Raw genomic sequence first — 21322 nt, 5'->3', positions numbered from 1 at the left:
ATGAGCATGATTTGCATCCTGATACCCGCCAACAACGAGGAAGGTTATATCGGCCCTTGCCTTGAGGGTCTGTTGGCGCAGGTGACGACCTACAACGCTGAGGTCATCGTATCAGCAAATGCCTGTACGGATGCGACGGTGGATATCGCCCACAGCTACAAGGACAGGTTCAGCGAAAAAGGGTGGCGACTTGAGGTCATCGACTCTCAGGTTGGTGGAAAACCAGGTGCGCTCAACCGTGCTGACGCTGCCGCCACAGGGAAGATGCGTGTTTATCTTGATGCAGATGTGATTATGTCACCGATGCTGCTGGATGGGCTGGCTCAAGTGCTTGATACTTCCGAGCCGGTTTATGCCAGCGGCAGGTTGTTTGTCAGCCCGGCCAAAAGCTGGATCACGCGCGCCTATGGGCGGATCTGGGGCCGTTTGCCCTTTATGACCGATGGCGTCCCCGGTGCCGGTCTATTTGCAGTGAATGCGCAAGGGCGCGCAAGGTGGGCCGAGTTCCCCGAGATAATTTCAGACGATACTTTCGTGCGCCTGCAATTTGATCCGGATGAAAGGGTTCTTGTCCCGATCTCCTATTCCTGGCCGCTTGTTGAAGGGTTCTCAGCCCTGGTTCGCGTTCGCAGACGGCAGAATGCGGGTGTAGAAGAACTTGAACAACTCTATCCAGGAATATTGAAGCGTGAGGGCAAAGCTGCGCTGACACCCGGATATCTGGCAAAGCTTACGCTGTCCGATCCGGTTGGAATGGCGATCTATCTGACTGTCAGCCTCGTTGTTCGTGCCAAACGTGGAACCGGTTGGAGCCGCGGAAGATGATCTTAATGTATTGTTCTGCTCAGACAGAGTTATCGGCGCTTTTTATGGCTGAGAGAGGCATTGACAGATGACTCCACAAGACGCCCAATCCTGGTCTTGGGATGTGATTGTCATCGGCGCCGGAATGGGTGGCGGCATGGCAGGTCGTCGTCTGACAGAACGGGGGCTATCGGTGCTGTTCCTGGAAAAAGGACCGGCTGGTTATCGGACCGAACGCCAGCCCTACAGCTCTGATATTGAGGACCCACAGGCCCGGCAATTGCGTGGCTATTGGCCAAAGCCGGTCGAAGCCCGGGACGGATCTACGGTGTCACGCTACTTTGCTCCGCTTGGTAGCGGTGTTGGGGGTTCATCCGTGTTCTATGCAGCAGCGCTTGAACGGCCAGAACCGCACGATCTGGACGATACGCCGGATGCAAAACATCCGACAGGTGGCTGGCCCGTAGGCTTTGACGACTTTCTTCCCTATTTCGATCAGGCAGAAGATTTGCTTTACGTGCGCGGAGGTGTTGACGAACTGTCGGATGTCCCATCGATCAAACTGCGCCCGCATCCCGATCTTACCGCGGAAGAAGAAGCAATGATGGCTGAATTCCGCGACCGTGGAATGCATCCGTATTATTCACACATTGCACAAAAGCGCTTGGAAAACTGCAAGAACTGCCTTGGCGGGAAATGTCCCCTGGCCTGCAAGATGGACGGACGCTCAGCCGGGGTGGAGCCTGCGTTGGCAAGCGGTCAAGCCGCGTTGTTGCCGGACTGCGATGTGGACAGGTTAGAAGAGGACAGTCCGGGCAAAATCACCGGTGTTCGCGTGCGCCACAAAGGCGAGGCTTTTGTCCTGAGGGCCAATACGTATGTTTTGGCGGCGGGGTCTTTTGGTTCACCCACATTGCTGTTGCGTTCGACCGACCAGTCCGAGGCAGGTTGCGCAAATTCCAGCGACTGGGTTGGGCGCGGCCTCATGTTTCATATCGATAACTTCTTTGCCGTCTGGCCAAGACGAGGTTCGAAACCGATCGGGACAAGCCGTGCGATTTCGACCCGTGATTTTTATCATCGCAAAGGACAGCGCCTGGGTCTTGTTCAGTCGATGGGATACGAGGCCAACTACGGAACCATCATGCGGTTCCTGATCATGCAGTTCGAACGGTCTCGGTTTGCGAAATATAAAAAGTTGCAGCGTTTCCTGAATATTCCGGCGCTCATAGCGGCCCGGATGTTTGGCAATGCGGATGTCTTCGTGGCGCAGATGGAAGATTTTCCCGTGCCCGAGAACCGAGTGGTTCTGAACAAAGAAGACCCCGAGGTTTTCACGTTTGAATACTCGGTTGCACAAGATGTTTTCACGCGACAAGCCATCCTGCGCCGCTCAATCCGCAAGGCTGTTGGCTGGTGGCGGATGATGTTCCTGTCCATCAAACCCATCGTGAATGTTGGCCACCCGCTGGGCACGCTTCGGTTTGGAGCAGACCCAAAGACATCCGTGTTTGATCCGGATTGCAAAGCGCATGATCTTGAGAACCTCTATCTTGCGGACGGGTCATTTATGCCAACTTCGATGGGGGTCAACCCCAGCCTGACAATTGCGGCCAACGCCCTGAGGGTTGCCGATATCATTGCCGATCGTGCCCAGAAGCCACATCAGGAGGAGACGACATGACTGATATGAGCCAAAAAATACGCTCCGGTGTGGCCGTTGTCACCGGGGCCGGGGCCGGTTTGGGGCGTGAACTCAGCAGAGCACTGATCGCCGAAGGGGTCCGGGTTGCAGGTATCGGGCGCAGCGCTGACCCGCTGAAAGAACTGGCGGACGAACTAGGAGGAAACTTTCTGCCCGTCACGGCAGATGTTGCCGACCCTGATGCGGTGAAACAGGCGTTTGCCCAAATTACAAGCGCCGTGGGCGAGCCCTCAATTTTGATAAACAACGCTGCGGTTTACCCTCGCCGTGACATACTGGATGAAACCTCGGAAAGCTTTATGCAGACCGTCAACATCAACCTTGGTGGTGTGTTCCACTGCTGTCACGCTGTGTTGCCGGGAATGGTTGAGCGCGGCTATGGCCGGATCGTGAACCTAAGCACCTTCGCGCATGTCGCTCCGGCCCCGACCGCAGCCGCCTATTCGGTGACAAAAGGCGCGGCGCAAACCCTGACCAAATCTTTGGTTGCCGACTTGGGGGATCGCTTCCCTGACATTGTCATCAATGACTGGATACCGGGCGCGTTACAAACTCAGATGGGTATTCCAGACGGGATTGATCCAGCCGTTTCGGCCAAATGGGGCGTGCGGCTGGCCTTATGGCACGATCCAATGCTGACCGGTCGTCTGTTTGATCGGGACACAGAGTTTCTGGAACCTATTTCGCTAAAGCGTAAGATCCTGAATAAGCTTACGGGTAAAAAGCGTGTGCCGTTACGTTTGTCCTGAGGCCCATACTATTTGTTCTAACCGGCTTTGAACCTTCCAATGGCTTTCGAATAAGCTTCAAGCGTTTGGGTCGTAACCGTATCCGGGCTGTAGAATTTCTGGCAATCCATCCGGGCTTGATTGCCCAGAATTGACGCAAGTTCAGGATCATCCAAAAGTCGCTGACAAGCAGCGACCATTGCTTCCAAATCCTGACTGGGAACCAAAAGTCCATTGTCTTCGTGCCTGATAACCTCGGGGATTGGCACCGCATCAGTGGTGACAATTGGGCAGCCCAATGACATCGCCTCGAGCAACATGTAACCCAGCGTTTCATATTGGGTTGCGATGACGGTGAGGTAGTGGCTTTGCCTCAATGCCATGACGTCGGCATGTTTCATGTGACCGCGATAGTCGATGCGCGAGCGCAGCTCTTCATCATAGTTTTGTTCTACAAAGTCCTGGAAATGGACCGGCCCGTCCTTGGTTTGCACACCTGGATCCGGTCCAACAAATGTCAGTGTGAGGTCGGGGTTGGCGGCTGCAAGTTTTGCAAACACCTCCAGGATAAAGTCTCCGCCCTTACGGTTGTCGAATCTGCCGACAAACAGGATCTTGTTGCGATCACTGGTCTCAGCACTCCAAATCTGATCATCCGGGGCTGGTTCGATCGGCAACGGAATGATGGCGCTGTTATCAAGCGCCAGACCATATTGTTCGCGCACGTCATCCAGAACCAAGGCGCTGGATACCGTTATGTAATGCGCCGCAGCGATACCCTGCCCTTCCTGTTCCGTACGATGCTGTTGAACGGGCAGATAGGTATGAGCGTCGCTATATCTTCCTGTCAGGAAAAACGGTCCGTGCAGGCGAACGACGACTGGCACGATATTCTGGCGCGCGATCTGAGAACTCCAGCCAAAGGCTTCTTCGATCTCAAAGACTTCGACACCTTTTTTCTTAACCAACATCTGAACCGTACGGGCGATCTTGGCCGAATGTTCAGCGCTTGCGACTGGAACCGAGGAAAACCTGGACATCAACCGCCGCATGAGACGCGAAATTCGACTTTCTTGGAAGTTGTTGATGTTTATCGTGTATTCGTCGTGTTCTTCTGCGATGGGCGTCACCACATAGACCTCATGCCCCAGCGCACGCAGGGATGTGACCATTTGATCAGTATAGGTGACGATACCCGAAGCCTCGAGGCCGGCTGGCCAGGAAGAAACGTAGATTGCTATTTTCATGCGCGCACCAAGTTAGCTGCCCAAAATCCAAGGAATGGTGAGGTCATGTGCTACGTTATCGCCTCCCACAGTAATGTCATTCCCCAACCCGTTGCGGCCCCCAATGGGACAAGCGGCAAAAGCCGTATCTCGTGAAGCAGGGCAACCCAGCCTTCGTGCTTACCTTTGATCAACAGGATTGCGATCTCGGGAATACGGTGCAGAGCGACGACGAACAACGCTGCAGTCGTTGATCCAAAGCCCCAGATTGTAATCACAAGTCCGATCCAGATCGTCGCTACGCGAACAAGGCTGAGCATGGTCATCTCACGGAACCGTCGCTGTGCGCTATAAGCTTCGCGCAACAAGCCGGGGCCAATCAGGATCAGACCAACCGCAAGGATCTGGATCATCCCTGCCACATCAGCGTAGCGATCATCGTAGATGATATGCACCAGCGTTTGCGCAAAGGTCATAAGCGCGCCAGCCCCGAACATCGCAAGACCATCGAACAGGATGCGATAACGATAGTACTTTTGGCGTAGGCCAGAAACTTCGCCATTTTCGTGGAGCGCTTTAAAGACCTGCAAGCCCATTTGGGCATGAACCGCGTTCAGGAAGGTTTCCACCAGATCTACGATCTGGCGCGCGATATAATAGAAACCAAACGAACTGGCCGACATGGCAAAGCCGAAAACAAAGCGATCGGCCATCGTTGTCATCGCAGTCAACGCCGAATGCCCGATAATCCATTTGCCGCGATCAATGATGATCCGAAAGTCGCTCAGACTCCAGTTCAGTCGCATTTTGGGGCCGGTGAACATGCTGTAGCTCAATACGACACCGATCACCGCGCCCGCCAAATTACCAAGAACAAGCGCCCAGATGTTGCGCAACCAAAGGGCCAGGGCGATGGTCAGGGCCGTTGTCAAAGCAAGTCGGATCAGAGCTTCTTTGCTGACCTGACGAAACTTCATCTCGCGTTCATAGACGAATTTGGCCGGTGAGGCGAAACCGTTGATGACGGACAGCCCGCCAATAGCCGCTATTGCATACGGGAGCGAGGCGTCACCATAGCTCGATTGAGCGGGGAAAATGTCCGCCCCCTGCCCCCATGAAACGCCGAACGCCAGCAATCCACAAACAGCAAGTATGAGAAACCCGCGCGCCACCTGCGCAGTCCAGCACGAGCGTAAGAAACTGTCGTCCAGTTCGCCTTCTCGGGTCAGTATCAATGACCGCACCCCGAGGTCCGAGAACTGCTCCAACATAAAAATAAAGGTGATGACAACTGCGAAGACACCAAAGATTTCAGGCGCCAGAATTCGGGTCAAAACAACAGTCGACAGAATCCTTGCAAAGACCTGCATGACAAAGACCATTGTCGACAAGGCAGCTGACGCAAGGATTTTGCGCCGCAAACTGTCCCTATCCGACAGCAGTTTTGCGACCTGTCGATTCAGAATGCCCATAATCCGCCTGTTGTGCTTGCCCTGTTTGTCTTGCGGCTCATGCTAGTACCCGAACAAGTTGGCCTGAGTGATCCCTTTTTTGACAAAGGCGTCACGATCTGCTTCTGGTTTCCAGTTCAAAACCTGCTTGGTTTGGGCATTGCTGAAAGGAGAAAGATGTCCGCGCGATTTCCAGTCAGCGTAGGACTGGTTCTTGAGGTCGCGAAGCCCGACGACATAGCGTTTGAGTAGGTATTTGATGCTGCCAGACAGATAGAAGGTCCAGAACGCACCTTTTTTGACCTCGATCCTGGCCCCGAGTGCCTCATGGATTGCGTCAAAATAATCCCGCGCGCTCATCATTGGTTCGCCAATGAGGTTGAAGGATTTTCCAACAGCGTCTTCTGAATCGATCATCGCGATAAGCGCATCAGAAATGTCGTCGATTAGAACGAATGGCAGGATGTTATGTCCATCCCCCCAAATCCGAACAGCGCCAGCACCATGCCAGCGTCCGATCCCCCAATGTTGCAAGGGTCCACCTTCGCCAATCACAATGCCGGGGCGCGCGATCACCAACGGCAACCCTTGCTGCCTGTGCATTTCCATCAGGCGCTTTTCGCATTCGGCCTTGGATCGGGCATAGAGGTTTCGGTCGCTCATATCGTTGCCGAACCCTGTGTCCTCGGTGATGGTACGAGACGGGTCAGACATATCGTACGAGGCGATTGTGCCAGTATAGACTAGCCGTTTTACTCCGGCGTCCATGGCGGCCTCAGCAATGCGAACGGCGACCCCTACATCGTTTTCCAGACAACCCTCCCAGGTATTGTCCATCGATTTGGCCAGATTGTAGACGACCTCGATCCCCTCCATCGCGCGGGTCAGACCATCTTTGTCGCGCAGCGAAACGGCAACGGTTTCAACCTGATCGGCAATATCTGAAAAAGGTCCGTGCTTGCCTCGGCTTAATACACGAACCTGACGTCCGGATTTGACCAAAGCGCGTGTCAGGTGCCGACCGATGAACCCGGTTCCGCCGATCACCATCACTGTCGGTTTTAGTGGCGAGTCCGGAGCCACAGGAGCTGGTTGTTTGACATAATCTTCCGGAATCAGTTGGGCGGTCTGTTCAATAGAAGTGATAACCCGGTTAGCGGCCCCTGCAGTAAACCGTCCATCTGGCGCTTTACCCGATGCTATTGCCGAATAGAAAGCGTCAAACGTGCCTAAAAAGCTGAGCGCGTAAGGAGATTTCCGATTGAGCGAAACAAGCTGCCGGGCTCCGTTCACGATACCTTCACGCAGGTGCTGACCGGCCAACCCCATTTGTTGGCGGAACGGGTTAATCACGATGTCTGCGGTGTTTTCTCGCCGTACCGTCAGGGTGTCGCTGGCATAGTCCAGCCGCGCCATCGCAGAAGAACCATGTATAATGACAGACCGGTCATCCATGGTTTCGACCAGATCCAAGTTGAAAGTCAGATCAACGGATCCTGCATGTGCGCGTATCTGGAAGCTCTGCGGGCGCAGCAAGCCACCAGGTAGCGTGACGGGTTTGCCGGCTTCCAGCTGGAAATCCTGAAGTTCACCGAACAGATCCGTCGCAAATGCATAAAGATGCGGCCCAAGCTCAAACAAGAGGTTCTTGGTTTCCTGCAGCATCCACAAGCCATATGGCCCCGATCTGAGCGGCGCGAGGGGGAAGCGCCAATTGAACTCGGCACTGTCAATGCGTCCAAGTGAGCCCGATTGGCAAGCTTGCTTTAGCCTTGCATATGAAGGGACACCCAGAAAATTGTGGCACACGGCCACGTGCCGGCCTGATTGGATTGCGGCCTCTTCCACCACTTCGCAATCTGCCTGCGACAATGCAAACGGCTTTTCCACCATAACGTGGAATCCCGCCTCAAGGCACTGCTGCGCGAGGTTTGCGTGAATATGCGGTGGTGTCAGGATATGAACAGCGTCGCACACATCCGCAGCGGCCATATCCTCAATCGAGTTAAAAGACTGAATTCCATATGTACCGGCAAAGTCTGACGCAGCCGCGGGTGAGACGTCGCAAATTGCGGTAAGCTTCACACCCTTCGTGGCGCGCAGCGCATTGGCGTGCCAGGTCGCGATATATCCGGCCCCGATCAGGCCAACTCGAATTGGATTATGAGACATAATTGAACACTATTGATTACTTATACTCGATGATCTGCATAGGAGCGGCCCTTTTGCGCCGCCAATGAAAAGTCAACATGCCGATAAAGTTCGGCAGTTTGGACAAGGTAAGAAACACAGCCTGCTTTGCTGCAGAATTCTGCCCCAGACCGTCGCGCATCAGGCCCTTGGCGGTTCTCAGATATGACAGTCCGTAAAGCGCCAGAACAGCAAGCAAGATCCAGAAGGACGTTAAAAGGCCGAGAAGTGCGATAAGTGGCAGTGCGGCACCATACAGCCAGACGCGTTTGCGTTCGCGGGTGAAATACTCGGGATGCAGCGCGCCCACTTGCGCAAATCCATGCCCGGTTCGAACAGCGCGGCGCCACCATTGCGAAAAACGTGTCATGGCTGCGTCATGCCGTGACATATCCAGAGGCAACCGCTCGATCTTCCAGCCTGCCTTACGGATGCGCACACATAATTCGTCATCCTCAGCCGCAATCACCGTGTCGTCGAACCCGCCAATCGCTTCGAAGGCTGACACGCGAACCATCATGTCGCCACCGCAAGTCAGGATCGGGCCAGCAGGGCGGTGCCATTCGAAATCGCACATGGCGTTGTAGACGCTGGTTTCGGGATAAATCTCGGCACGCCAGCCAGTTACGATGCCCAAAGCCTCATTCTGTTTCAGCGCATCTGCCGCGGCCTGAACCCACCCGTCCACGATTGCACAATCGCCATCGATGAATTGAACGAAATCAAGCGGGCCCGCCATTGCTTTCAATGCGTCATACCCTGCGTTTCGCGCGCGTGCCGCAGTGAAAGGCATCGACATATCCAACTCGACCACATGCGCACCTGCGTTTTGTGCGTTCTTTACGCTGTCGTCCGAGGAGTTCGAGTCCACGTAAACGACAGCTTCGATGTCATTGGGAACGGATGCGAGACAGCGGACAAGGCGTTCGCCTTCGTTTCGACCAATTAGGACAAGCCCTATTTTTGGCGATGAGGTTTCAGATTTTGTCATTTGAACCTCGGGCAGTTGCTTCACCAGTATCAATAAGCTGCTTCAGGCGGTTGGCCTCAATCTCTTGATTGAAATCTGCGCTGACTTTCTTGCGCCCCGCCTCGCCCATGTGTTTTCGCAATTCCGTGTCCGTCAAAAGATCTCGCAACCGCGCCGTCAGAGCCTCTGAATTTCCCGGCGGCACCAGAAAGCCACTGATCCCGTCTTCGACCAGTTCGGAAATGCCCCCGACCCGTGTTGCGAGGACTGGCAGCCCGCTCGCCATGGCCTCCATCAAAGTAACCGGAACCCCTTCGGCAAAACTCGGCAAAACCAGAAGGTCCGATTGGGCCAACGTGGCGGCCACTTCGGCCTGAGATTTGTAACCGGCGAAAGTCACGACCGACCCGAGGTCCAAAACTTTGGCGCGTTGTTCCAAATCAGCGCGTTCCGGGCCATCTCCTATGAGCGTTACGCGAAGACCGGGAATTTCCTGCGATAGTTCTGCCAAGGCATCCAACAAAACGGGCACACCTTTCACGCCGGCCAGACGGCCAACAAACACCAGATGCGGTCCAGGTTCGGCGCGCGTGTCTCTGGTCAGATATTTTTGTGGATCAATGCCGCAGTGAACAATCTCGAGCTTGTTCCAATACTGCTGATCCGAAAAAATCATGCATTGGCTGCGGCAAAAGTCACTGATGCATGCCACAAAGCTTGCTTCTCGGATCTTGGCATCGATACGCCAGTGTTTTGGTTCAAAGAATATGTCGGGGCCATGAATGGTAAAGCTGAAAGGTATCCCGCTGATCTTGCTGGTCAGCATGGCAACAGTACAGGTCGCGGTTGCAATGTGGTTGTGCAAATGGCGCACATTGCGACGTTGCAAGTGATCGGCCAAAACGGCAGCTTCGGCAAAATAGAACAGCTGGTATACCAACCCCTTCAACCCGGCAGGACGCGTCCCCAGAGCCAGACGCAGAGCCGAAAAGTATCGTCCCGGTGCTTGCACAAGCGCCTTGATGTGACAGCGAACAAGTCGAAGCGGAGACTTTGCCGCGGCCAGTACATAAAAAGTATTTTTGAACTCTGCCTGTTGTTCGGGCCCGACATGGTGTTCGGCCCCTGTTTTGCGGACCGAACAGGTTTCGACGCCCATTCCCTGATTGCGTAACGCCATGATCTCGCGCTGGATGAATGTATCGGTGGCGCGGGGGTATTCGCCCGTCAGATAGGCGATTGGTTGTTGAGTGATCTGCGACGTCATAGGGCGGGACCTTGTTCCTGCGCTAGTGCCATCGCCATGACCTGAGCAAAGGGTGGCTGAGGTGGAATATTCAATCGCGCGTGCAGGTGAGCGTTTTCATAATTCACAGGCTTCATCCGCGCATGTAATACGGATGGCCTGAGTAGTCCGGGCAGCCTGTGGCTCAATCCCGGTACTTTGGCCAGAAGATGTCCAAGTGCATTCAGCAACCTCCAATTCATTGGCAGCACAAACCGAGGCCATCCCCCCGCTTGCAGCGCTTTGACATATGTGGCCCGGTCCGGCAGGTCATCGTCTATGACATTGATCACTTCGATCCCATTTGCTGGAGTGCTTGCAGCCAAAACCAATGCCTGCGCGGTATGGTCAACGTAGCTGACTGGAACCAGCCCCCTGCTCTCCAGTTGAATCAGAACTGGCCCGACGGGATGGCCGAGATGCCCGTTCCACAATCGTGCTGGCCCGAAAACTGCACCGGGCCGCATAATCCACAGCTCGAATCCTGTAGCTTCGGCGGCTGCCCGAATTTCGGCTTCCTGAGCCAGCTTGGTGCAACAATACGTATCGCGCTCTTGCGGTGTTGCTTCCAGTGGGCTTGTCTCAGTCAAAAGGGCGCCGGTTTCCAAAGCTCTTCCATCATAGACCGACAACGAACTGACCAGAACCATCCTCGGCAGAACCTTGCAAGATTTCATTGCGGCAAGAACAGTCTCGGTGACCTTGATGGTTTCGTGAAATTGTTGATTCGGTTCGCCGGTCATTATTGCGGCGGCGTGAACAATTGCCTCCATTTCCGGCAATAGTTCCTCTAGTTGACCTTGCGCATCCCCGGCAGAGAGGTCCACTCTGGCAACTGTAATACCTGGGTCAGAGGCCCAGCTTCCGGGAATCATCTCCGGGTTGCGCACTACTGCAACGACCTCATGCCCGTTACTGCGCGCGACCTCGACGACCCGGCGTCCGATGAACCCGCCTGCCCCGGTGATCAAAATTTTCATGCCTGCCATTATGTTATCAGCACCCAGGCATCCATATGCCTCGTCTGTCCAAAAATTACTTCAAACCGCAACACACACATAACCTTATGGAACCAGAGTAACTCGGACACCCGTATAAAAGGGGACGTTGTCATTTCTGAGATTTTTATAAGATGAGTCCACTAAATTGCGAACAAGCTGTCAAAATAATTCGAAGTTGAGAGCGGGCAGCCGATAAACGCAAAAATCCACAGCAGGATTGCTGATTGGAATCGCAACAAAGGAAGAATTGAACCGTAGAAAACTCAGTTCTGCAGCTGCGTCGACATTTGCTTTGCCTGGCGGGTATTCGACGTCTCACCCTTTGCAAACAGTATTGCGGCGGCACAAAGCATGGCCAGACAACCGATACCGGCGTAGATTGCGATAGCCATCCCTATCGAGGCGCCCGACAGCAAGGCCGTCGCACCCAAAGTTGTTCCGGCAATCATCCCCAGCAAAACTAGCCCAACAATCATGTCGTTTTTAACTCCTGGCTCTGCTTTCTACGATCACGCTATTCGTCGGTTCGGGCAAAGATTGGATGGCAATGTGGCATAATCGTGTCGATATGGATGAATTGCGATACGTTTACGTGGCGTTCGGGCGGCAGAAACACAGTTGAGAAGTAACTTCGTTGAATTTGCCAAGAAACCGTGGAAACTCGGTCAAAACCCGGGCAATATGGGTCGGAAAACCAACTGTTTGAATTTGGTAAACGGTCGAAACGAGACAAAGTAGGGACGGAAGAGTTTGAACATGAAGACATTTTTTGCGCTGTTAGTTGCGTTCGTCATCAGCGCCATAGCATTGCCCGCTGATGCGCAGGGATACCGCATCCAGTCGGGCGATACATTGCGCGTTGAGGTGTTGGAAGACCCGACGCTGAACCGGGACGTTCTGGTGCGGCCCGATGGTCGAATTAACGTTCCGTTGGCGGGTACTTTACGCGCCGGAGGCCGCACTGTTGAACAGGTCGGCGATGAGCTAAAGCAGTTGCTGGCCCCGAATTTTGCCTCTCAGCCAAGCGTTTTCGTGTCTTTGGGCGCGGTTAACGTACCGATTGAACCTCTGCCCGACGAAACAATCGATGTTTATGTCATCGGCGAGGCCGGTTCGCCCGGCAGGCACATGCCGGTTCGAGGCACCACCCTTTTGCAGTTTTTTGGCGAAATGGGGGGCTTTTCAAGGTTTGCCGCTACGAAGCGAGTCATGCTGCGCCGCACCGACAGTTCCGGAAAAGAAAACGTGTATCAGTTTAACTATGATGCGATTCTGGATGGCACAGGAACAGGTGGATCCACAAAGCTGGTTAATGGCGATGTCATTGTGATTCCACAACGGCGCCTGTTTGAATAACCCCGAAAAGGGATAGGGCAGTGAAAAAGAATTCCGTCCTGAAAACAGTACTTCTTGGGACTGTTTGCTTTGTTGCAGGCCCGATTGGCCGCACCGAAGCGCAAAGCGTTGATCTGGACCCGGGTGGGTTACAGATGACATTTGGTATCGCGCAAAGGATCGAAAGCGGTCGAAACCTGCAGTTGGATGTTCCCGAAGAGGGTCACGGTTCAATCGCCTCAACCATACTTTCATTTGGGGTGTCCAGCGAAACGCCGATCCAGTCGATTGGGCTGGACGCCGTTACGGCTTTGCGCTGGTCGGACCTGCCCAACCGGGGCAGCGAGTTCGACATAGGCGATTCGATATTCGATTTTGACTATGCGCGAGAAGGGGCCAATGCGGGGCTCACCTTTGGTGCCGATTTTTCCAGTTACGATATCGGGTTTTTGCGATCGCTCCGAGTGTTTGTCGATGAAGACGGCGTAATTGATCTGCCGTCTGACTTTGATGACCTGACGGGTGAGGGAACCCGGCAGGAATACAACTTGTCATTCGGTATGGATTTCGGCAGGCAGGATCTGGTCGGCTACTATTTCCTCGTCGAACAACAGGGCATCAGCTATCAAGATCAAACAAATCCGGACCTTTTCGACCAGGAGACATTCGAGGCGACAGCAGGCCTCAGCTTTGCTCTGTCTCCCATCACCGAAGCTACGCTTGATTTTGGATATGAGCGATTCGAAGAGGACGATCTGGACGATCGGGATCGAAAGACCAAGGAAGTTCTTTTTGGATTGTCGCATGAATTTTCACCGATCCTGCGATCCACGATTGTGCTGGGATACACTGATATCGACGAGCGTCGGCGCATTTCCGGAGACCTTGAAGAATCGGGCCTGATTGGCAGTCTAGGCATGGTGCGCGATATTCCGAATGGGGATTTGACCTTTGATCTGGAATCCGAACTAGGCACGCCTGGCCGCCTGAACCGAATGCGTGTGGGCGGTAGTCGCGAGGTTTTAGGCGGTACGTTTTCTGCCAGTCTGGGTGTGGCGCATACGGATGACTATGGTGCAGAACCGATTGGTTCGCTGAACTACGCTCAGGAATTCGGCGAGAATGAACTTCGGGTTTTCTTTGATCGCAATATCCTGATCGGAGATGAAGACGACTTTAGCGACGATTATATTCTGGATGTCGGATATATCTGGGGCCTGGGGCCCACGTCGCGCCTGGGCCTGGGGGCCACTCAAATTCTGACCAATGATACAACCGATGATCCCCGCATCAATCGAACCGAGCTGAATGCGGTCTACAGCTATCAGTTGGAGTCTGATTGGGTTATCAATACAGGATTGAACTACCGTGTCCGGGACGAAGAAGATGTCGGTCGTTCAGAAAGCCCACTCGTGTTTTTTGCCATAGGACGTGAATTCGCATGGCGGCCGTGATAGGGCCGCCTTGTGTGCTTTGAGCATCTTATCATGTTCGGTGATTGACACCGATGCTCTGAAACAGTCGTTATTGTTTCCGTTTGACTGATAATAAAACGGGCGACTTCCAGCTAATCTAACACTGGCACAGATGTGTGATTTGACGTGTCAAAGCTGTGGTTTGGTTGGAAACCAACAAAATATTCCTGATTTCTTGACGAATACTCTGCGACTATGCACTGAAACTGCAATGGTATCGCGACAGATAGCTTGCACCAAGCAGCGCAATCGGTAATTACAGTACAATTCCAAAAAAATAAGCAGTGAGGTGTCACGCCCTAAAGAACGATGTCCGCCGAAAACAAGCAGATCAACCAGGACGGTCGCCTTTAATTGTTTTGCCGCCGCGGAACTGATAAGCTTAGCAAGGTTGGAAATACCTGTGAAAATCCAACTATCATCGGATTTTCTTACGGTTGCCGGCGACGACGAATTCTGGGCAATAATTCTCGGATTGATTTGATGTGAGCACCTGCCTTTCACGGTTTGAGGGACAGTGTCATGCTCCTGCGATAGCGCAAGTAAATGAGTACAATGATTTGACTTTCAGCCCTGCCCATACCTCCAGCGAGCCCAGCGTCGACACCTCGCTTGATATTTATACCGCTCATTTTGGGTTGACCGAGCGGCCATTTTCCTTGCTGCCTGATCCTGACTTCATTTTCTGGTCCCAGGCGCACCTGCAGGCATACACGATGCTTGAATATGGGATCCTGACGCGCGCACCGATCACACTGATCACAGGTGACGTCGGTGCCGGCAAAACCACGTTGCTGCACCAGCTGCTGAAGTCAGTGGGAAATGACGTGAAAATTGGCTTGATCTCGAATGCGCATGGCGATCGCGGAGAGCTTTTGCGCTGGGTTTTGATGGCATTGGACCAGCCGGCGCCCAAAGACGCCACCTATGTTGACCTATTCGCGGCTTTTCAGGCGCATCTGATCGACGAATATGCCAAAGGTCACCGTGTTATCCTTATCTTTGATGAGGCACAGAACCTAACGCCTGAATCGCTTGAAGAACTCAGAATGTTCACCAATATCAACTCTAACAAGGATGAGTTGTTGCAACTGGTGTTGGTGGGTCAGCCCGAGTTACAGGACATCATTCGCCGCCCTGAAATGCGACAGTTTGCGCAACGTGTCGCGTCGAGTTTTCATCTGCGGGCGATGGATCGGAAAACCGTCAGAAAATATATCGGGCACAGATTGCAGGTTGCAGGCGCTACGCGCAATTTCTTCAGCCCAGCAGCTACAGATAGAATCTATGAATTGACGGGCGGTGTGCCACGTCTGGTGAACCAGCTTTGTGATCTTGCGTTGGTGTATGCCTTTACGCGAGGCCGCAAGGGTGTTGTGGCCCATACTGTGGAACTGGTTTTGAACGATGGTGCGTTTTTTGCCGCAAGTCTAACGAGTGAAGAAAGTGGACAATCGTCATGATGAATGAGGTTCGGTTTTATCTCTCATTGGTCTTTAGAAGGTTGCCATACCTGCTTTTAATCTTGGTCGGTTGCACCCTCGCGGGCCTGTATATGGCTTTTAGCCTGCCCCCTGTGTACAAAGCGGAATCGCAGCTTGTGGTTGAATCGCCGCAGATTCCCGGCGATTTGGCATCGACAACGGTGCAGGCCAGTACGGTGGAAATCCTGCAGGTCATTCAGCAAAGACTTCTGACAAGGGCAAACCTGCTGGATCTGTCGCGCCGGTACGGGGTTCACTCTGCAGAACAGGGAATGACACCCGACGAGATCGTCGAGGATATGCGGGAACGGATTGAAATCGAACTGCCATTTGATACCCGGAACCGGGCGTCATTTGTCGGTGTTTCCTTTGCCGCCCCGACGGGCGAGATGTCGGCGCAAGTTACCAACGAACTTGTGGAGCAGATACTGGAAGAAAACACCGCCATGCGCACCAGTGTGGCAGGACAGACTCTGGATTTCTTTGTGCAAGAGGTCGCTCGGCTAGATCGCGAACTGGCAGATCAGGGGGCAAAGATTCTTGAGTTCAAGGAGGCGCATAAAGATGCGCTGCCTGAGAGTCTTGCATATCGTCGTGATCGGCAGTCGTCGTTGCAGGAAAGAATCCTGCAACACGATCGCGAGCTGTCCAATTTGCGCGATCGCCGCGCGCGACTGGTCGAGGTATACGAGCGGACCGGGCGCTCGGACCTTCAAGGTGAAAGCCTGACGCCGGAACAACGCCGACTAAGGAGTTTGAGGGATGAACTTGCCTCTGCGCTTGTCATTTATTCAAAAGACCATCCGCGAGTGAGAGCCCTTGAACGGGAAATTGCTCAACTCGAGGCCGAGATTATCAGGCAGGGTCTGGGTACAGAAGGTGCGCCGAACCTTACCGACTATGAGCTTCGGTTAGCGGATATCGACGGTCAAATTGACCTTATAGAGGAACAGAAGCTAACCATAACCAACGAGCTTGATGAGCTTTCTGTTTCGATTGAAGCAACCCCGGCCAATGCCATTTCTTTGGGGACGCTAGAACGTGATTATGAGAACCTGCGCCTGCAATACAGTCAGGCAACTGCCAGCCTGGCCGAGGCCCGTACAGGAGATCAGATCGAAAACCAGTCTCGCGGTCAGCGCATCACCGTAGCCGAGCTGGCTGTTGTGCCAAGCAACCCGTCCGAACCCAGCCGCAAAAAGATTGTTGCGATTGGGATCGCTGCGGGGTTGGTGCTCGCCGGGGGAATTTTTACGCTTTTGGAACTGCTGAACAGTACCGTTCGTCGCCCTGCGGACATTTCCAACCGATTAGGAGAGGTGCCTTTTGGCACAGTGCCCTATATCCCGACGGCAAAAGATACGATGGCGCGCAGTGGTAGGATCGTGGCCAGTCTTCTCATCCCGATCGCCGGGGTTGCCATTGCGTTGCTGCTGATCCATCAATACTATTTGCCGCTTGATTTGTTTGTCGAGAAAATTGCAGAAAAACTCGGAGCCACATCACTGCTTGACCGGCTTGATCTGAGTTAACTGGGGCATACGCCATGGAACGCATACAATCCGCAATCCAGAAAGCCCGCGAAGCACGGCAGGATTCGGATGATTCAAGTAAGAAAAAGGCACCCGCTGTAGCCTCGGGTTCAGACGGGCAGCAGCTTTCCCATGCCCCGGTCAACTTGTCTGAGGACAAGCTGTGGCAGGAGTTGCCCAGACTGGAACTAAAAACAAAACGCCTGAAACGGCGTCGCATCATCGCTGACCAAACCAGTGACGCGGCGGCACCGTTCGATGTGTTGCGCACCCGCATGATGCATCAGATCAACACAAACAACTGGCGCCGCGTGGCAATAACATCCCCCGGTTCTGGCTGTGGCAAGACCACCTTATGTATGAATTTGGCGTTTAGCTTTGCCCGTCAACGGGACATCAAGACAATGCTGGTCGATCTGGACATGCGTCGTCCGTCAGTCGACAAAATCCTTGAGCTCAATAACCGGCACCAGTTTTCGCGCGCTTTGGAAAGGCAAAGTGCAGCAGAAGATCACATGGTTTGCTACGAGGCTAAACTTGCGTTTGCTACAAATTCCAAACCTGTCCAGAATCCTGCTGAGTTGTTGCAGGACAAGGGAGCGGCCCATGTCGTCGATCAACTCGAAGAGCGCTACAAACCGGACGTGATGTTGTTTGACACGCCTCCGATGCTGGCCTGTGATGATACCTATGCATTCCTTGACCAGATCGATTGTGTGATCCTCGTTGCGGGTGCCGAGAGTTCGACCGCGGATGAGCTGGAAAAGTGCAAACGTGACATCGATGCACGGTGCAATCTTTTGGGCGTGGTGCTGAACAAGTGCCGTTATCTCGACAGATCGGATAGCTACGGTTACTGAGCGTCTGACGACTTTCACAACAAAAGTATGTGGTGCGGGTGGAGGGACTTGAACCCCCACGCCTTGCGGCGCCAGAACCTAAATCTGGTGCGTCTACCAATTTCGCCACACCCGCACTCTGGTGCCCAGCACCAGCATGGCGCGCTGCATAACAAAGGATGAAAGCAAGCGCGAGGGAAAAAGTCAGCTATACGCGAGAATATTTTTGTTCAAGGTGCTGATGGGCGAGTGGCACCATAAGTGCCCGATCGGTATGTAGGGATGCATCCTGTGGGGGTCGTCAATGTCAGAAATGATCTTGATGGATTGTGTGGATATCTCCTTTCAAAAATATGATGTGAAAAAGATTAATTAAACCGACTTCGCAACAGTTTGTTTCCAATCTTAATACAATAATATTTATTGTTCTTAATGCGCATCTTACGTTGAGTGAAATTGGAGCAGAACTTCTAGACCCTCAGGATTTTCACATAATCCTGCTACGCGTCGAGGATTGACCTAAATGTTGCTCAAGTGCGAAGCGGTAAAATAAACAATATATATCAGCATGATAAATGGGAATCGTCTGCTGCCACCTGTCCTACTCTTGCTTGGGCGAAGCTTCTGAAGCGGGCTGGAACCTGATAAGTGCAAAGTGATAGATTCAAAGAAACACGCTTAGGTTGAGACATTTGTTTGTACGCTTGTCCTTAATTGCGCCACAATTCAAACGCCAAAATATCCTATTCACGTCAAAATAACACCGCGGTGATCGTAATTTATGGACCGCGGGAGTTAATGAGTCCTTTTCGCCTAAAGGCGTCTTACCAGTTCCTGCTCAACTCCAGAACAAGGGTCTCTATCGTGACCGATCAGACATATACCGCTGCCTCCGAGCAAGACGTCGTAGACCTTGCCCGTGAAAGCTTCGTAGGCGAACTGAAAACGCTCAACAGCCAGCATCCGGGCACCGGATTTGGCATTGCGCTGAAAACTCACTCGGGCAACCGATATCTGCTGGCCAATGCCCGCATGCCGTTGCCTGAACACAAATCACAGGATTTTCCGACTGGTCGTCGCGTGGCTTGTCTGGAAAACGGCTCACATTTCCGCTCGATCGAAATTCTGGCGGATTCCCTGGCATATGAATCGATCTCGCCCAGAACCGAGGCTGCAATCCTCGGGAACGCACTGGACCTGATCGCGCGCATCGACACGCTGGCCGGAACACCGGCGAACGGCGTCGCAACACATATCGCCGCAACTGGCACCGGAGGCTGACAATGGCGCGTAACGATCATCTTCTGTCTGTAGGAAACGAGGCTCTGTCCCCGATGACCGAGACCATGGCCTCGCTGACGACCCAGATCGACCAACTGACAGAGGTGGCCGATGCGCGCTCTTCGGCCCGATTGGCGACGCTGAAGACCAAAATGGAGAACTTCACCGCCAGTGTGACGCTGGTAGGTCAGGTCAAGGCGGGCAAATCCTCGATCGTCAATATTCTTGCGGGTCGTCCGAACTTGCTGCCGTCAGATGTGAACCCGTGGACTTCTGTTGTGACCACGCTGAACATCAATACCCGAACTGAAGGCGACACGCGATCCCGGTTTACCTTCTTTGAACAAGAGGAATGGGACAACCTGATGGTCGGTGGCGGTCGTTTGGGCGAGCTGGCCAACCGGGCGGGCGCTGACGATGAAATGGACGATATCCGCCGTCAGATCGGTGAGATGAAGGCCAAGTCCGAAGACCGGCTTGGCAAACATTTCGACCTGATACTGGGTCAAAGCCATCAGTACGACTATTTCGACGAAGAACTGGTTCAGCGTTATGTCTGTCTGGGCGATGAGGATGATCCCGATATCAATCCCAAAACAGGCCGTTTTGCGGATGTAACCAAGTCGGCTGAACTTTATATGGATATTCCTCAATATCCGATTTCGCTTAAGCTCTGCGATACGCCCGGTGTGAACGACACCTTCATGGTGCGTGAGCAGATAACGCTGCGTAGCCTGCGTGGATCAGAGGTTTGCGTTGTTGTATTGGCCGCAAGCCAGGCCCTGACCACCATGGATATGGCACTGATGCGGATCATTGCGCAGTTCGAGAACCGGCAGATCATCCTGTTCGTGAACCGCATTGATGAACTGTCGGATCCTGTCACGCAGGTTCCGGAAATTCGCGACCGGATTCAGGATACCCTGAAACAGAACAATATCGATAAGGACACCAGCATTGTCTTTGGTAGTGCTCAATGGGCCGAAGCGGCACTGACCGGCAATCCCGACATTCTGACCGAAGAATCCCGCGAGGCGCTGAATACTTTCTATCTGGCTGCTGGTTTTGGCGATCAGGCGGCCTCGCTTGACAAGATCTGGGCTCTTTCGGGTCTGCCGGATTTGTTGCTTGCGATGAATGAGCGCATCGCGGAAGGCGCCGGAACCCGATTGTTGGACCGGGTGCGCCATCGGGCGCGCAACATAGCGAGCCAGATTCGCGCCACATCGGTCGCCAAGACCTTGTCAGCGGGCGAGGGTGTGGTGCGTGATCTTGATGGTGTGTCACCGGAGGAGGCCATTGCTACCGTTTCCGCCGAGTATGACAAGAAGGTTGCGGAACTTACCACGAAACTGCGCGACAAGGTTCTGGAAAGGCTTGCATCAGCCGAGGCTAATTTTGTCAAACGCGCCACGGATTCTCTGATCGCTCATCTGGAACAAAACGGTGAGCAAGGGACATGGCAATATGACCCAGCGGGTTTGCGCACCTTGCAAAAGGCTGCTTATTTCAGCTTTGGGCGCTCGATGCGCAAAGAGGCCGGGGCGCTCTATTCGGCAGCGGCGGCAGATATGGGTGCGCTTTATCACAAGTTGCTGGGCAATCATCTGGGCGAGTTCAACATCGAAGCGCCGATTGTCCCGCGCGTTCCGCCACCATTGGGAATTGGTCGTACCATTGCATTGGACCTGCAGAGCACCTGGTGGCGTCGCTGGTGGCAGAAACGCAAAGGGTTTGAAGCCTACGCGGCGGATTACACCCGCCTGATCGCGTCCGAGGCAAACTCGATCACCAAAGACATTGAGGAAAACCAGATCGCAGCCGTGTTGGAAAACGTGCGTGCCGGTATGGCGGATTTCCTGTCCGAGCAGAAAGATACGCTGCTGAACATCTCGCAATCCGGTGACCGCGAGGCGGCAGGCAACGCAGCCCTGATGGCCGGAATGCAACCTCAGAAATCCAAGGACGACATTCTTGGTGACATCCTCAAAGACCTCAGCAACGAAGCAGCATAAG

The 21322-nt window shown here is 53.6% G+C and carries 17 protein-coding genes and 1 tRNA gene; 10 read left to right on the top strand and 8 right to left on the bottom strand.

All coding sequences use genetic code 11. The annotated features are described in order from the left end of the window. From ACR0FG_RS03285 to ACR0FG_RS03275, 3 genes are all read left to right on the top strand, one after another. A complete protein-coding gene (locus ACR0FG_RS03285) occupies positions 1-825 on the top strand; it encodes a glycosyltransferase family 2 protein (RefSeq protein ID WP_480890044.1) in 825 nt (274 codons plus the stop codon). Between the two features lie 67 nt (positions 826-892). Further along, on the top strand, positions 893-2488 hold the full coding sequence (locus tag ACR0FG_RS03280; RefSeq protein WP_480890042.1) for a GMC oxidoreductase: 1596 nt from the start codon (positions 893-895) through the stop codon (positions 2486-2488). Further along, the gene (locus ACR0FG_RS03275) at positions 2485-3258 is read left to right on the top strand and encodes an SDR family oxidoreductase (RefSeq protein ID WP_480890040.1); all 774 of its coding nucleotides are present in this window, start codon (positions 2485-2487) and stop codon (positions 3256-3258) included. The genes ACR0FG_RS03280 and ACR0FG_RS03275 overlap by 4 nt, the downstream gene beginning before the upstream one ends. Before the next feature lie 17 nt (positions 3259-3275). Here ACR0FG_RS03275 and ACR0FG_RS03270 read toward each other — a convergent pair whose 3' ends face one another. The 7 genes from ACR0FG_RS03270 to ACR0FG_RS03240 all read right to left on the bottom strand — a co-directional run bounded on the left by ACR0FG_RS03270 (position 3276) and on the right by ACR0FG_RS03240 (position 11836). Further along, positions 3276-4484, bottom strand: coding sequence for a glycosyltransferase family 4 protein (locus tag ACR0FG_RS03270; protein ID WP_480890037.1), 1209 nt, complete (start codon positions 4482-4484; stop codon positions 3276-3278). A 50-nt stretch (positions 4485-4534) separates the two neighbouring features. Continuing rightward, positions 4535-5935, bottom strand: a complete 1401-nt coding sequence (locus ACR0FG_RS03265) for an oligosaccharide flippase family protein (RefSeq protein ID WP_480890034.1) — start codon at positions 5933-5935, stop codon at positions 4535-4537. Between the two features lie 42 nt (positions 5936-5977). Beyond that, entirely contained in the window at positions 5978-8086 is a 2109-nt protein-coding gene (locus tag ACR0FG_RS03260) for an NAD-dependent epimerase/dehydratase family protein (protein ID WP_480890030.1), read from the bottom strand. Between the two features lie 16 nt (positions 8087-8102). Then, positions 8103-9095 carry a glycosyltransferase family 2 protein gene (locus ACR0FG_RS03255; protein ID WP_480890028.1) on the bottom strand — a complete coding sequence of 331 codons (993 nt, stop codon included), beginning with the start codon at positions 9093-9095 and terminating at the stop codon, positions 8103-8105. Next, positions 9082-10341 carry a glycosyltransferase family 4 protein gene (locus ACR0FG_RS03250; protein WP_480890025.1) on the bottom strand — a complete coding sequence of 420 codons (1260 nt, stop codon included), beginning with the start codon at positions 10339-10341 and terminating at the stop codon, positions 9082-9084. Before ACR0FG_RS03250 ends, ACR0FG_RS03255 begins: the two co-directional genes overlap by 14 nt. Next, positions 10338-11339, bottom strand: coding sequence for an NAD-dependent epimerase/dehydratase family protein (locus tag ACR0FG_RS03245; RefSeq protein WP_480890160.1), 1002 nt, complete (start codon positions 11337-11339; stop codon positions 10338-10340). Before ACR0FG_RS03245 ends, ACR0FG_RS03250 begins: the two co-directional genes overlap by 4 nt. 284 nt (positions 11340-11623) lie before the next feature. Beyond that, positions 11624-11836, bottom strand: coding sequence for a hypothetical protein (locus ACR0FG_RS03240; RefSeq protein ID WP_170710662.1), 213 nt, complete (start codon positions 11834-11836; stop codon positions 11624-11626). A 280-nt stretch (positions 11837-12116) separates the two neighbouring features. On the opposite strand from ACR0FG_RS03240, the gene ACR0FG_RS03235 reads away from it, so the two are divergent. The 5 genes from ACR0FG_RS03235 (at position 12117) to ACR0FG_RS03215 (ending at position 18046) form a co-directional block, all read left to right on the top strand. After that, on the top strand, positions 12117-12716 hold the full coding sequence (locus ACR0FG_RS03235; RefSeq protein WP_170710663.1) for a polysaccharide biosynthesis/export family protein: 600 nt from the start codon (positions 12117-12119) through the stop codon (positions 12714-12716). Positions 12717-12736: 20 nt separating this feature from the next. Then, entirely contained in the window at positions 12737-14149 is a 1413-nt protein-coding gene (locus ACR0FG_RS03230; protein WP_480890022.1) for a hypothetical protein, read from the top strand. A gap of 506 nt (positions 14150-14655) precedes the next feature. Continuing rightward, on the top strand, positions 14656-15633 hold the full coding sequence (locus tag ACR0FG_RS03225) for an ExeA family protein (RefSeq protein ID WP_480890020.1): 978 nt from the start codon (positions 14656-14658) through the stop codon (positions 15631-15633). Next, positions 15630-17186, top strand: a complete 1557-nt coding sequence (locus ACR0FG_RS03220; RefSeq protein WP_480890017.1) for a GumC family protein — start codon at positions 15630-15632, stop codon at positions 17184-17186. The genes ACR0FG_RS03225 and ACR0FG_RS03220 overlap by 4 nt, the downstream gene beginning before the upstream one ends. A 14-nt stretch (positions 17187-17200) precedes the next feature. Then, a complete protein-coding gene (locus ACR0FG_RS03215) occupies positions 17201-18046 on the top strand; it encodes a CpsD/CapB family tyrosine-protein kinase (RefSeq protein ID WP_480890013.1) in 846 nt (281 codons plus the stop codon). A gap of 30 nt (positions 18047-18076) precedes the next feature. Here ACR0FG_RS03215 and ACR0FG_RS03210 read toward each other — a convergent pair. Then, a tRNA-Leu gene (locus ACR0FG_RS03210) sits at positions 18077-18161 on the bottom strand. 728 nt (positions 18162-18889) lie between these two features. On the opposite strand from ACR0FG_RS03210, the gene ACR0FG_RS03205 reads away from it, so the two are divergent. After that, the gene (locus tag ACR0FG_RS03205) at positions 18890-19306 is read left to right on the top strand and encodes a hypothetical protein (RefSeq protein ID WP_170710667.1); all 417 of its coding nucleotides are present in this window, start codon (positions 18890-18892) and stop codon (positions 19304-19306) included. A gap of 2 nt (positions 19307-19308) precedes the next feature. Then, the gene (locus ACR0FG_RS03200) at positions 19309-21321 is read left to right on the top strand and encodes a dynamin family protein (RefSeq protein WP_480890011.1); all 2013 of its coding nucleotides are present in this window, start codon (positions 19309-19311) and stop codon (positions 21319-21321) included. Position 21322 lies beyond the last annotated feature (1 nt).

This window comes from Ruegeria sp. E1 (assembly GCF_056534225.1).
The sequence above is the reverse complement of the archived record's forward strand: the minus strand, read 5'-3'. Positions and strand labels throughout refer to the sequence as shown.

Excerpts from the sequence above, each read along its gene's own strand:
- ACR0FG_RS03275 (WP_480890040.1), top strand. The coding sequence starts at position 2,485 with ATGACTGATATGAGCCAAAAAATACGCTCCGGTGTGGCCGTTGTCACC.
- ACR0FG_RS03235 (WP_170710663.1), top strand. The coding sequence starts at position 12,117 with ATGAAGACATTTTTTGCGCTGTTAGTTGCGTTCGTCATCAGCGCCATA.
- ACR0FG_RS03250 (WP_480890025.1), bottom strand. The coding sequence starts at position 10,341 with ATGACGTCGCAGATCACTCAACAACCAATCGCCTATCTGACGGGCGAA.
- ACR0FG_RS03270 (WP_480890037.1), bottom strand. The coding sequence starts at position 4,484 with ATGAAAATAGCAATCTACGTTTCTTCCTGGCCAGCCGGCCTCGAGGCT.
- ACR0FG_RS03215 (WP_480890013.1), top strand. The coding sequence starts at position 17,201 with ATGGAACGCATACAATCCGCAATCCAGAAAGCCCGCGAAGCACGGCAG.
- ACR0FG_RS03265 (WP_480890034.1), bottom strand. The coding sequence starts at position 5,935 with ATGGGCATTCTGAATCGACAGGTCGCAAAACTGCTGTCGGATAGGGAC.
- ACR0FG_RS03200 (WP_480890011.1), top strand. The coding sequence starts at position 19,309 with ATGGCGCGTAACGATCATCTTCTGTCTGTAGGAAACGAGGCTCTGTCC.
- ACR0FG_RS03240 (WP_170710662.1), bottom strand. The coding sequence starts at position 11,836 with ATGATTGTTGGGCTAGTTTTGCTGGGGATGATTGCCGGAACAACTTTG.
- ACR0FG_RS03255 (WP_480890028.1), bottom strand. The coding sequence starts at position 9,095 with ATGACAAAATCTGAAACCTCATCGCCAAAAATAGGGCTTGTCCTAATT.
- ACR0FG_RS03280 (WP_480890042.1), top strand. The coding sequence starts at position 893 with ATGACTCCACAAGACGCCCAATCCTGGTCTTGGGATGTGATTGTCATC.
- ACR0FG_RS03220 (WP_480890017.1), top strand. The coding sequence starts at position 15,630 with ATGATGAATGAGGTTCGGTTTTATCTCTCATTGGTCTTTAGAAGGTTG.
- ACR0FG_RS03285 (WP_480890044.1), top strand. The coding sequence starts at position 1 with ATGAGCATGATTTGCATCCTGATACCCGCCAACAACGAGGAAGGTTAT.
- ACR0FG_RS03260 (WP_480890030.1), bottom strand. The coding sequence starts at position 8,086 with ATGTCTCATAATCCAATTCGAGTTGGCCTGATCGGGGCCGGATATATC.
- ACR0FG_RS03245 (WP_480890160.1), bottom strand. The coding sequence starts at position 11,339 with ATGAAAATTTTGATCACCGGGGCAGGCGGGTTCATCGGACGCCGGGTC.